Consider the following 11,743-nt stretch of genomic DNA (forward strand, 5'->3'; position numbering starts at 1 on the left):
TCCATATGCCGAAAGTTATTTATAAAGAGGCCCGAACGCGGAGCATGCCCGGAAATCGGCCGATTCCGGCGACTCCGTGCCGAAGGAGCCCCAAACGCGCGGCCGGAATATTTGCTCTTCCGCTACGTTATGCATGGCAACCGGAATGCGAAGAATCGATGCCAGCGTTATCAAGTCCGCTCCGATATGGCCGTAGCTGAAAGAGCCGTGATTGGAGCCCCATTGATCCATCACCGAATAGACGTCTTTGAACGCTCCCTTGCCCGTCAGCACCGGAGCGAACCAAGTCGTCGGCCATGTCGGGTCCGTCCGCTTATCGAGCGCATCGTGAATGTCCGCAGGAAGCTCGACCGTGTAGCCTTCTGCGATTTGCAGCGCCGGTCCGAGCCCTTTGACGAGATTGAGGCGCGACATCGTAATCGGCATTCCGCCTTTGGTCGTGTAGTCGGTGGAGAAGCCGCCGCCGCGGAAATATTCGACCGAAGCCGGACGGAATAAAGTCGCTTCCAGGCAAGCCTTCGCTTCCGCATCCGTGATTTCCCAATACGGCTTCATCGCCGGCTGTCCGTCCCTGGTCTGCTCGCCCGTTCCGTCCAGCGCCGCCGAACCGGAATTGATCAAGTGAAGCAAGCCGTTTGACGCACGGCCCTCCAATGTGTAGCCGGTAACGCGTTTCACCGCTTCCGGACTCCAGTAGGTCCGAACGTCCGCGAATACTTGCGCCGTATTGGTCAGGAGATGGCCGAACAACATGACGACGCCGTTCAGGCTGTCGTTTTCGGTAGCCATCAAATAAGGAGCGCGGCGGCCGTTCCAATCGAAGGAGGAGTTCAACACGGTTTCCATGAAATCGCCGTTCGGGAAATGGTCCGTCCATTGGCGCTGCCCTTGAAAACCGGCCAAAATCGCGTTATGCCCCTGCGCCTCCTCCGCGAAACCAAGCTCGGCAAGCTTCGGATTGCCGGCCATCAGATCGCGGCCGATCATCGTCATTTTCACGACCGTTTCCCAGTCGGCGTCTTTTTTCCCGCGGGACGCTTGAAGCGCTTCCGGGTTATTGTCGGCTCCTTCCTTGCAGTTCTCCTTCACCCATTGCAAAGCGAGCTCGTACTCGTCTTTATCGTATATTTCTTCTTCAATGCGGCGGATGATTTCCGAGCTGTCCACATATTCGTTCCGCATTCCCAAATATTCTTGAAAAAATTGATCGTTCACGATGGACCCGGCGATCCCCATCGATACGGAACCGATCGACAAATACGATTTGCCGCGCATTAGCGCCGCCGCAAGTCCCGCCCGCGCGAATCGGAGCAGCTTCTGTTTCACGTCCTGCGGTATTTCCGTCGTGCCCGCATCCTGGACGTCCGTTCCGTAAATGCCGAAAGCGGGCAGCCCTTTCTGCGCGTGCGCGGCCAGAACGGCCGCCAAATAGACCGCTCCCGGACGCTCGGTCCCGTTGAATCCCCATACCGCTTTAGGCGTGAACGGATCCATGTCCATCGTTTCGGTGCCGTAACACCAGCAAGGCGTGACCGTAATTGAAACGCTTACATTTTCGCGGCGGAATTTATCCGCGCAAGCGGCCGATTCGGCCACTCCGCCGATCGTAGTGTCGGCCACGACGCATTCAACCGGCTCTCCGTTCGGATAACGGAGCTCCGAGGAGAGAAGCTTGGCGGCCTCCTTTGCCATATTCATCGTTTGCTCTTCGAGCGACTCGCGCACTCCTTTGCGCCGCCCGTCAATCGTCGGACGAATGCCGATTTTCGGAAAACCGTCTTTCCACCTATAGCGATTTTGGTCCATCGTAATTCCCCTCTCTAACGGAAATAGAATTAGAGTTACCGATAACACTATCCTACATGGTATATCCATGATTTACAAGCAAAAGTTCATTGGAAACCGGCTAGGCACGATAGAATCGCCGGGCCAATATACTATAAAAAACCGGAATGGTGGTGTATCGTTGCATGTTAACCTATGCTCCCGGCTATTATTACGGGAATAGACAGCCTTCCCCTCATTGCTGGACTACGTCTATGGTGAAATTGAACCAAAATCTGCGCGTATTATGGGAACAACATGTGTATTGGACGAGAAAAGCGATGACGAGTATCGTTGCGGGGCTTCCGGACGAACAAGAGACGCTTAAAAGGCTGCTCCGCAACCCGGCCGATTTCGCCGCGGCGCTGCGGCCTTTCTACGGACCGAACGTTGCGAATCGGTTCGCCTCTCTGTTCACGGATCATCTTACGATTGCGGCAGAACTTATTAGAGCGCTGAAATCCGGAAACTCCGCAGCGGCCGCGGATGCCCGGAAACGCTGGTTCGCCAATGCCGACGATATTGCGGTTTTCCTAAGCCGGATCAACCCCTACTGGCCCGAAGCGGAATGGAAAAAAATGCTCTATGAGCATTTGAACCTGCTGGCAAGGGCAGTCTCCGCGCGCCTTTCCGGAAATCATGCGCTATACGTCGAGCTTGGCGATCCCATTGAGCTTCAAGCGCTTGGAATGGCGGATATGATGACGGCCGGTATCGTCCGGCAGTTCCCTAATGCTTTTATAGCATAGGCCGTATCCGCCCCGATTATCGTCAATCCGGTTCAGGGCGAATGACCGGGGGCAAACGCTTCCCCGGCAAACGTCCAATCAACCATGCCTTGCCGAACATACTCTATAGCGTACTCCATTAACGAGGAGGTGCATGAGAAATGTCAGGTTTCGGTTATGGTTGCGGTTTTGATAGCTTCGCCTTCATTCTGGTGCTTTTCATTCTATTGGTGATCATTGTTTGCGGCTGCGGCTTTTTCGGCGGTCACGGCTACAAGGGCTGCTAATCAAGCGATCGAAACTCTTATGTTCCCGTGTACCCGTCTGGATTCAGCAACAATAAGCATAGGATTGGCTCCAAAGACCCGTTCAACGGGTCTTTGGCATTTCCAATCCCCGTTCGCATATTTCAAGAAGCGAAAACGAATCCTAACGAGGAAAAATTTACATAAAACGAGGAGAATGCTTCAATGTTTATTCTGTTGGCCTACGCCTTTCTGCTGGCTATCGGTTTCTCCATGCTCGTCATTGCCGACCTGATAACCGGGCAAACGGTCGCCGAATCGCTTAAAAATTTGATCGTCGGGATAAGCCACCTTACGAGCATCGATTTGACGATTATGTTCATCGTTTTAACCATGCCCTTGATTCCGGCTGTGAAGAGTGTCCGGAAACGCCGGCAATCCGCGCAGAACAAATAACGCGGCCAGGCTGACGCCCGGCCGGATTTCGTTACTTGCTCTGCTCCTCTTTAAAGGTTTCGCCCCGCATGCCCGTCCTCCGGAGGAACATGTCGACATGGACTTCCACTCCGCTTTCGGCAAACCGCTTCGGCCAATCCTTCTCCATCGTTTTCCACTGCTCCGGATAACGATGCCGTACGGTCGTTCCAAAGCCGAATATGTCGCTTTGCTTCTCCTGGGCCGCCTTGACCGCTTCCGTCACCTCTTGCTCCACCAGCTTCTCCCATTGCTTCTGAAGCTGTTCCAGCGTTTCGCTGCGCCCGGGATCGAGCGCGCAATTGGCCTCTACGACGCTTCCGGTTTCCATAATATCTACGGCAAACGTTAATTTTCCTTGTTCCAGTTTGGGCTTAACGCCTACTCTCGACCGGGCGACGGAAACGACGACCTCATGCCCGGAATCGCCGCAAGGCACCTCATATACGGTGTTTTTCAACTCCTTCCGCAGCAGCAGCGCTCCTCTCGCCAGCCTGCCGTCCAGCCAGCCTGCCAGCTTGCCTTCCCGCAGCAGCGACAAGCCTTGCACTTTCAAAAAGGAGGGCAGTTTGGAATTTTCCAGGTTTTTCGTCGTTTGTCCGGCATTTTCGGCGTCAAATACTCTGATTCCTCCGATAACCGGAACTCCCGGACCAACGATCTCTCTCACAACCTCGTGTACCGTAGAATCCGCGTTCTCCGCCCATAAATGAGACGACATTCTCGTCCGCTTCGCGATGCCGATGGCGGACAACCTCTCGAGCGGCGTAATGATGCTAATGACTTTCTCGGCGGTCGCGTCTCTTGCAATCAGGACGGCGGAGTTCATGCGAATCTCATGCGCTCGTTCGAAAAAATCGAACACCTCAGGCATCCCTTTTCTTGCGATGCTTTCTCCGATAACAACGACCTGGATATGGCCGAAAAATAATCGTCTCGGCACCTTGCGCGACACTTTGCGAAGCGCTCCGAACAACGTATCGGCCTTTTCGTTGAATACGACGATCGGCAGCATGTTAGCCCCTCCTTGGCTGCTGCCGGCGGCTTGCATCGCTCCCGAGTTGACGATTTGAAAAGAAACCCGGTACTGCTGCGAATCCGGGACGGCGTCGATGCCCATCCCGATTACGATGGACATGTCCCTAAGCTCCCGGCTGTTCCAACACCCCGAAGCGAATACGGCCATGAGCGCGATCATAAGCGGCAGGCCGTATTTCTTCACGCGTTTCATCCCTTAGCCCCCTCTCTTGTCATCGCGGGGACGGGCAAACGAGGGACGGCTCGCCATGTTATAGAAGGAGGCGCGAACGAGCGTATCCTTTTGGTCGTCGGTGTATAACGGCGTAAGCGGCGACATATACGACACGCCGAACGAGCGCAGTCCGCACATATGCGCCACCATCCAAATGCTGAACAACACGATCCCGTAGAAACCGAGCAATGCCGCGCACAACATGATCGCGAACCGAATGAGCCGGACGGACAGTGCGACGTTAAACGCGGGCGACGCAAAGCTTGAGATGCCCGTAATGGCCACGACGATGACCATGGCCGAAGAGATGATTCCGGCTTCTACGGCGGCTTGTCCCAATACAAGCGCACCCACGATCGAAACCGCTTGGCCGACCGCCCGCGGCAGCCTTACCCCGGCCTCCCTTAATATTTCGAACGTGACTTCCATAATAAGCGCCTCCACCAAGGCGGGAAAAGGCACCGATTCCCTCTGTGCGGCAAGCGATATGATAAGCTGGGTCGGGATGAGCTCCTGGTGGTATGTAATGGCGGCTATGTATATCGACGGCCCGAACATCGAGATAAAAAAAGCGAAATAACGAAGCAAACGGATAGCCGTGGCCACGTCCATCCGCTGGTAATAATCTTCCGCCGCTTGGAAGTACATAAAAAACGTCGTCGGCGCAATGAGGACAAACGGCGTCCCGTCGACGAACACCGCGACCCGTCCTTCCAAAATATTGGCCGCCACCGTATCCGGCCGCTCCGTGTTAAGCAGCGTAGGAAAAGGCGTCATAGCCTGATCCTGAATAAAGTTTTCGATATAGCCGGATTCCAGAATCGAATCGAAATGAATGTCGTTTATCCTTTTTTTTACTTCCTTTATAATTTTTTCGTTCGCGACGCCCTTCAAATACATCATCGCGACGTCGGTTCTTGTCACCGTGCCCACCTGCATTTTTTCAAGCCACAGGTTCGAGCTTTTTATCCGGCGGCGCACGAGCGACACGTTAGTGCCTATCGACTCGTTGAAGCCGTCCTTCGGGCCCCGTATCACGATCTGGGATGTCGGTTCCTCGATGGACCGGACAGCCCCTCCCTGCGTGCTGCAGCCGAGCGCGTCCGCATAACCTTCCAGCAGCAGAACCGTGTCGCCGGACAATAAGCCGAGCAGCGCGCCGTCCAAGTCCCGGACGGGTTCTACCCCTCCGATGGACAGCATGTTCGCCTGAACGGCATCAATCAAAGATTTGCCGCTTGCTGTCTGTTCAACTTCGCCGCCCGACTCGGCGATAAGGGCATGAAGAATGAATTCGTTAACCATTAACTTGTCGGTCAGACCGTCCATATAGACGGCAGCCGCTTTCGTCCGCCCGGCTTGCAGCTCGAACCGGCGGATAATCAGATCCGGACTGGGCCCAAGCTTCTCCCGGATTTGGGCAAGGTTCTCCTCCACTGACTGGCTTAAAGCCATTCGATGCGCCTTCTCCGGATTCGATCCGCCGCCCCGGTCCGAAGCTCCGTTTTTCATCATCGTCATGCGCCTCCTTGCTTTTTCGGGAACAACGTCTTTTTGGACAGATGAACAATCGCCAGCAGCAGCGGGATGGCAACCGACACCAGGAACAGCAGCGGCATGGAAGATAGCTTGCCTTCGTTCTCGTGCTCGGGAAAGCTGGCAGCCGCGAAAAGCGACAGAAAAAAGACGGTGGATCCAACCGGGGCCGCGAGCATTTCGCCCGAAGGCAGACGGAACAGGTCCGCCGTCATCGCCACAACCGCATAGCAATACATGCTCATTTTGAAAAAAACGCAAATGATCAAGGTCAACATCACCAGAGCGTCCAGACGCTGCAGGAAATCGGCGATATCGACGATCGAAATGGCGGAAAGCAGCGGGAATGTCGAGCGCTGATACACGCTCTCTCCGAGAACCGCGATTTGCAGCGCGTGAGCAAAGGCGAGTATTACGCCGCTGACGGCAATTGCCGTCAAGCCCGCCCGTCCCGCCGCTTGTTTGTTTTCCAATACCGGAAGCACGGTTGCAAAGCAAATCAATTCGCCGAAAGGAAACAGCATAATGGAAGGATACGCGCTTCGGAGCGCCGACAACCAATCTCCTTTGCCGTACGGCCATAACTGGCCCCAATCCAGCACTCCCGAGCAAAGCAGCACCAAGAAGCCGATCCCTCCGATGACAGCGATAATGAACAAATAAAGCTGCGCCGTCCGGAAAAACACTTCCGTTCCTTTGCCGAGCACGTATATCACGATCATGATCATGGCGAGGTTAATGACGGGAAGAGGCGTTTCGTCATAGACCGAAGCGACCAGCAAATCGCCCGCTTCCCGCAAATTGCGGGAGGCGTTGTACATAAAATAGCCGATCATAAAAAGGCAAAGCGGCCACGCGGCATACGAGCCGAGGATCCGGCGCATGTATCCGCTAAGGATAAGGTTCGGGTATTCGCGGAACAGGTAGTTGTAAAGGGAATAAAGCAGCATTCCGCCGGGTATGGCAAACAGGGTCGAAAGCCAAATGACATGGTTGGCTTCCAGTCCGATATGAATAATAATCGCCGTGCCAAACTCGAATAAAATCATAAGGGCAAACATCTGTTTGGGACTGATTCTGACTTTGTCCATTTAAAGTCCCTCCCGGATCCATAAGGGTAATAAGGAAATGTTTCCCCAATTCCGGTCGAACTATGTAAATTCAGGATTAAAGCAAAGACGCCCCGCTCATAACGCTGGCGGGGAGTCCTTCATCCTCTGATTACGGAATCGATCGCTTTCTCCATCACGCTGCCGGCCTTATCCCAACCCAGCTTCAGCATGTCGCCGCGAGCCTTTCGTCCTTTCGCCCGGCACAAGGCGGGATTCCGGCTTGCCTTGCGCATCAGCTCCTTCAGCTTTCGCAGATCGGCTTCGGCCCAGCGCTGCCTTTCGTCCGCGAACAGATGCCGGAACGATTTGGCGATGGCCGATCGGCCTTTCATGCTGGCAGCGGGGGCTTTCAACCTATAAGGAATTAGAAAAGAGTTGGCCGGCTTAACAAAATCCATATGCCCTCCCCAAGCCGTCGCGATAACGGGAATTCCGCTCGCCATCGCCTCCATGAAAGGCATGCCCACCCCCTCCCCTCTGGTAGGAAGAACAAAGACGTCCGCCGCCGTATAGAGCCCTTTCAACTTTTTCTCGTTCATAAGCCCCGTTAAGATGACAAGGGGCGCCGTCTTGTGGGGAATGTTTAATGAAGCTTTGTACCGCGCAATCCGGCTGCGTATCCACTCGCCGGTTTGTTTGGGGCCGTAACCGCCGGTTTTGATCACCAGCATGACGTTGTCCTTGTCCGTAAACTCTTCCCAATAAGCGCGAAGCAGCGTCTCCGGATTTTTGCGATGCTGAAACCCGAAGACGGAAAGAAACACGAATCTTCCTTTGCTTCCCTGAATCGGCTTCGGCGCGTTCGAAGGGTTGTATACGGCGGTATCGACTCCGTGCGGGACGATATAAAGCGGCACCCGGACGCCGCTCTCCCTCATAGCCTTGACATTATGCCGCGTCGGTACGAACACGGCGTCGAATTCGTTAATCGCAGGAATCCACCTTGCCGGAATCCGGCTTGTTTCCCATACGGCGTTCAGGATAATCCGGCCGTAGCGTCTCCGCTCCCGAGCCATGTCCAGCGTATGCGGCGGATAATGATAAATTAGCACCTTCATTCCGCGCTTGCTTTCCAACAATCCCGAAGCGGCCGTTCTGCGGGCTGAGCCGGAATGAACCGTTATGCCGCGCCGCTTCAGCGCTTTGACATATTCGCGGCTGGCATGCCCAAGTCCACCGAGGCGGTGAAGCGGTCCACGCCACTCGATCTTGTACGGCTTCCCCGGCATTACCGCCCTCTCCTTATTCCGCTTGCTTCCGCCACGCGGCCGGCTCCCGAGCGGCTCTGCCGTCTTTCCGCTTTCCCTCGGCGATTCGCTCTTGCGGCAGCCGTCTCCGCTTTCCGTACATATCCTTTACGCTCATGAAAGCTGACGGACCTGTATCGAGCCGCCAACGTCTTGTACCGATCCGGGGTCATCCGATCGACGCTTGCCGACATGGCCCGGTTGAGCGCCTTTCTGAGCTTGACGCTGCCGGGATAACGGCTGTAAAGAAAATTGCCGTACGTTTCATATTCGCTGAAACCAAACTTCGAGGTCCGGTCGATGCATTTCAGCACGGCTTCGTGCCAGCCCATCCGATGCCGGGCTTCGATATGCCGCTTCAATTCGGCAAGCTTCTCTTTTTCGAACAGCATATAGTGGGTTACAAACGAACGGGGGGCAGACGCACAGGAGCCCATAAGCCTGGCGTATGCCCGGAAATATTCGGGCTGGCTCCATTCTCGCGTATAAAACACCGTTTTTTCGCCCTTGAGGAACGTATGGGGGCGTATAAACACCGTGTCCGCATCGATGACCAGAAAATGCCGGGCCCGGCACAGCTTGTCGCCGCTAAGCTTCAGGAGCTGTTGAAACAGCCAGCCGGACCGCTCCCAGCGTTTGGAACGGTAACGGATGTCTTTTTTCGTAATCGGGAGCACCGTATTCTCGTCGACGAACCTCCAGCCTTCTTCGCGGCACAACGAGCGGATCGATTCCTTCCGGGGAGCGACGATAATCACTTCGCCGATCGGGTGTCGGACATGCCGTTTGGCGGCCCGAACGACATGAGGCAGCGTTTTTAAATCCTTTTCGATCGCCGGAATCAGGATATCTATCAGCGGACCCTTTTTCTTCGCGGCATCCGATATGCGGGGCATGGCATCATCTCCCGTCAAGCAAGTTGTATGCCTACAACATATGAAAGCCCGCTGCGAAACGATTGGACATCCGCCCTTCGCCAAGCGCCCTACAGCGTTAGCAGTGACTTGCGGCAAAACGGCCCGTGTCCTCTGTGTGTTATAATATGCCTAAACAAAAGCGACTGCTAGGAACGGAGAAATCACGCCGGCGATCTATTCGGAGCGGATGCCGTCACCTTAAATTTTTTCGCTTGCGGCGTTCGGATTGCGGTTTGCCGAATTTCGCGGCTGTGAGGCGGCCGGGGAGGAAGAATGAATGAAGTTAAGCCAGGAAGAACGCGATCAAATTTTATGCACCCTTACTCAAAATCAACGGGATTTCCTCAACGAAACGATGACGCGCGGAAGACGCACGATGGTTGCCAACGCGCTTGCCCGAAGCAAGGGACACCATATTTCGGATGACACGCCTTTTGAAGAAGTCGAACACCTTTTGGATTCTTGGATTTATATAGGATATATTGATGCAGGTACCGTTTCCTCCGACTATCCGTATGAGTGCGGCAGGCCGCTTCGTTATCAGCATTCGGTGCAGGACCGCTCTACCGGAGAGGTGAAAAAATTCGGAATCCATCACTTGCGGGAGCATACCGGTTTAGATCCAAAAGTTGTTTATGACATCGTGAAAGGGTTCGACAAAATCGATTACGAACTGGACGATGTGCTCATAAAAAAACAAACAGGCTGGAAGCTGAATCAAGCGCTTGGACAAATACCGGAAGACATCGTTTTGCCGGCGGATATTCAAGGCCATATCGATCATGAGCTTCCCCTGCTCGACCGCCAAATACAAAAAATCCGCAGACTGATTAAAGAACGGAAAATCGAAGCCGCGCGGGCTTCGCTTCGAAACCGCTCCGCAACAGACCGAGCGTTCCAACAGTCGCTGCCTTTATTCGAACCCGCGCCTTCGAACACTTTCGTTCGGCAGGATGAGCCGTTACTTGGCCTCGACGATCAACTGCAGGACGCGATTCTTGAGCTGTTGATTTCCGGGGAAGGGAGCGCAAGGCGTATTTGCGAGAGCCTGATCTCCCGCCGGCTTGCTCCGGGCCTTAGGCTCTCTTCCGGAAAACCGTCCTTTTATCCTCTCGTCGTTGAATTCATAGAACATTTTGTAGCAAGCGGCCAGTGCAGGAACATTTCAGGCGACTATCGGGATCGCGTGTATGAATGGTTATAAGCGGCGGGCCGCCCAAGCGCCGGCCGGTCCCGCCGCCAAGCGCGAGGCACGTCGGCCGCAGCTTTTATATCTTGCTTCGGCCCATATCAGTCTCCCCCGCCTCGCGTCATTGCTTGGCATATCTACTCTGTCCGAATGGCCCAATCGCCGATTTCAAAATCTTTTTTGGCCAGCCCCTCCCCGATCAGGAAGTCTTTGGTTCCGGTAATCCGAGAAAGCCCTTCGTCGCTGAACGGTTCAACCGTTATTTCGCTGATCGGACTTACTTTCTTCGCCAGCTCGACGGTCGTTTTGTTCAAATCGGCAATAAACCGGTAATATTCCTCCTCATGCTGCTTCAGGTCGTCGAGCGCCTTCTTTCGGGCCTCGTTCCAAACCTTCGGGAAATCCGGGAATTTCTCCAAATAGCTTTCCGATACGACCGTTACGCCCGTTCCGTGAAGGTCGGGATGCTTGGTCGAATCGTCGATGAGCGTGTACCCTTCGGCCAACAGCTTTTGCGCGGTATAACCGGTATTGGTCATCGCGTCCACATCGCCTCTCGCAAGCGCCGCCTGCGCGTCGGGAATAAGCATATGCACGAGCTTGTAATCCGTGATGCCGGCCTGCTTCAGCAGCCCAACCACATAACGGTGCATATAGGATCCTTTTTGAATGGCAATCGCTTTTCCTTTCAGCTCCCCGACGGACTTCGGACCGTTCGCAGCCGAGATCAAATAACCGATATTCGTAATGTTCGTCTGATTGACCAGCCTTGTCTTCGCGCCGGACGCATAAGCGATAATAGCCGGCGTATCGCCGAGCCCGCCGAAGTCGAGCCTGCCGCTAATTAGCGATTCCGTCTGGTCGGGACCGTTCGGGAAACCCGTCAGCTTCACTTCTTCAATGCCGTACTTTTTTAGTTCCTCTTGAATAATTCCTTTATACAAGCCCCAGCCCTCCGCGCCGCCGGGCAAGTTTTTGTCGTTGCTGCCGATATAGCCGTAATTCAGAACGGACGGGACATTCGATGCAGGGGCGCCGGCTTCCGTATCGGGAGCGGTACTTGCGCCCGTCTCCTTGGCGCCGCCGGCGTTTCCGCCCCCGCATGCTTGCAGCCAAGCCGTTGCCGCGACGAGCAAGGCGACTAAAGCAAGTCTGGCCGGCCCCGCGTGTTTTGTTTTTTTCTCTCTATTTCGAACGATCATGCTGATGACCCCTCTCG

Annotated in this window: 11 protein-coding genes; 4 read left to right on the forward strand and 7 right to left on the reverse strand. The window is 54.7% G+C overall.

Annotation, left to right across the window (positions count from 1 at the left end; translation table 11 throughout):
- Positions 1-15: 15 nt before the first annotated feature.
- Positions 16-1,806 carry an L-fucose isomerase gene (locus ACFSW5_RS02310; RefSeq protein WP_379269304.1) on the reverse strand — a complete coding sequence of 597 codons (1,791 nt, stop codon included), beginning with the start codon at positions 1,804-1,806 and terminating at the stop codon, positions 16-18.
- A 164-nt stretch (positions 1,807-1,970) separates the two neighbouring features.
- Here ACFSW5_RS02310 and ACFSW5_RS02315 point away from each other — a divergent pair, with 164 nt between their 5' ends.
- From ACFSW5_RS02315 to ACFSW5_RS02325, 3 genes are all read left to right on the forward strand, one after another.
- Positions 1,971-2,573, forward strand: coding sequence for an acetylglutamate kinase (locus tag ACFSW5_RS02315; protein WP_379269306.1), 603 nt, complete (start codon positions 1,971-1,973; stop codon positions 2,571-2,573).
- A 140-nt stretch (positions 2,574-2,713) separates the two neighbouring features.
- Positions 2,714-2,839 carry a sporulation protein YjcZ gene (locus ACFSW5_RS02320; protein WP_379269308.1) on the forward strand — a complete coding sequence of 42 codons (126 nt, stop codon included), beginning with the start codon at positions 2,714-2,716 and terminating at the stop codon, positions 2,837-2,839.
- A gap of 183 nt (positions 2,840-3,022) precedes the next feature.
- Positions 3,023-3,253 (forward strand): hypothetical protein, encoded by a 231-nt coding sequence (locus ACFSW5_RS02325; protein WP_379269310.1) that lies wholly within the window; start codon positions 3,023-3,025, stop codon positions 3,251-3,253.
- Positions 3,254-3,284: 31 nt separating this feature from the next.
- On the opposite strand, the gene ACFSW5_RS02330 is transcribed toward ACFSW5_RS02325, so the two are convergent.
- The 5 genes from ACFSW5_RS02330 to ACFSW5_RS02350 all read right to left on the reverse strand — a co-directional run bounded on the left by ACFSW5_RS02330 (position 3,285) and on the right by ACFSW5_RS02350 (position 9,314).
- Entirely contained in the window at positions 3,285-4,502 is a 1,218-nt protein-coding gene (locus tag ACFSW5_RS02330; RefSeq protein ID WP_379269312.1) for a Ger(x)C family spore germination protein, read from the reverse strand.
- 3 nt (positions 4,503-4,505) lie between these two features.
- Positions 4,506-6,038, reverse strand: coding sequence for a spore germination protein (locus ACFSW5_RS02335; RefSeq protein WP_379269314.1), 1,533 nt, complete (start codon positions 6,036-6,038; stop codon positions 4,506-4,508).
- A gap of 2 nt (positions 6,039-6,040) precedes the next feature.
- Positions 6,041-7,150: a GerAB/ArcD/ProY family transporter gene (locus ACFSW5_RS02340; RefSeq protein ID WP_379269317.1), complete on the reverse strand. Its 1,110-nt coding sequence runs from the start codon at positions 7,148-7,150 to the stop codon at positions 6,041-6,043.
- 119 nt (positions 7,151-7,269) lie between these two features.
- Positions 7,270-8,400: a glycosyltransferase family 4 protein gene (locus tag ACFSW5_RS02345; protein ID WP_379269319.1), complete on the reverse strand. Its 1,131-nt coding sequence runs from the start codon at positions 8,398-8,400 to the stop codon at positions 7,270-7,272.
- Positions 8,400-9,314: a DUF6492 family protein gene (locus ACFSW5_RS02350; protein WP_379269322.1), complete on the reverse strand. Its 915-nt coding sequence runs from the start codon at positions 9,312-9,314 to the stop codon at positions 8,400-8,402. The genes ACFSW5_RS02345 and ACFSW5_RS02350 overlap by 1 nt, the downstream gene beginning before the upstream one ends.
- Before the next feature lie 298 nt (positions 9,315-9,612).
- Between ACFSW5_RS02350 and ACFSW5_RS02355 the strand changes: the two genes are divergently transcribed.
- Positions 9,613-10,539 carry a DUF3895 domain-containing protein gene (locus tag ACFSW5_RS02355; RefSeq protein ID WP_379269324.1) on the forward strand — a complete coding sequence of 309 codons (927 nt, stop codon included), beginning with the start codon at positions 9,613-9,615 and terminating at the stop codon, positions 10,537-10,539.
- Positions 10,540-10,661: 122 nt separating this feature from the next.
- Here ACFSW5_RS02355 and ACFSW5_RS02360 read toward each other — a convergent pair whose 3' ends face one another.
- Positions 10,662-11,726 carry an ABC transporter substrate-binding protein gene (locus tag ACFSW5_RS02360; protein ID WP_379269326.1) on the reverse strand — a complete coding sequence of 355 codons (1,065 nt, stop codon included), beginning with the start codon at positions 11,724-11,726 and terminating at the stop codon, positions 10,662-10,664.
- Positions 11,727-11,743: the final 17 nt, after the last annotated feature.

The organism is Paenibacillus thailandensis, from assembly GCF_042685365.1.
Lineage (GTDB): Bacteria > Bacillota > Bacilli > Paenibacillales > Paenibacillaceae > Paenibacillus_AP > Paenibacillus_AP thailandensis.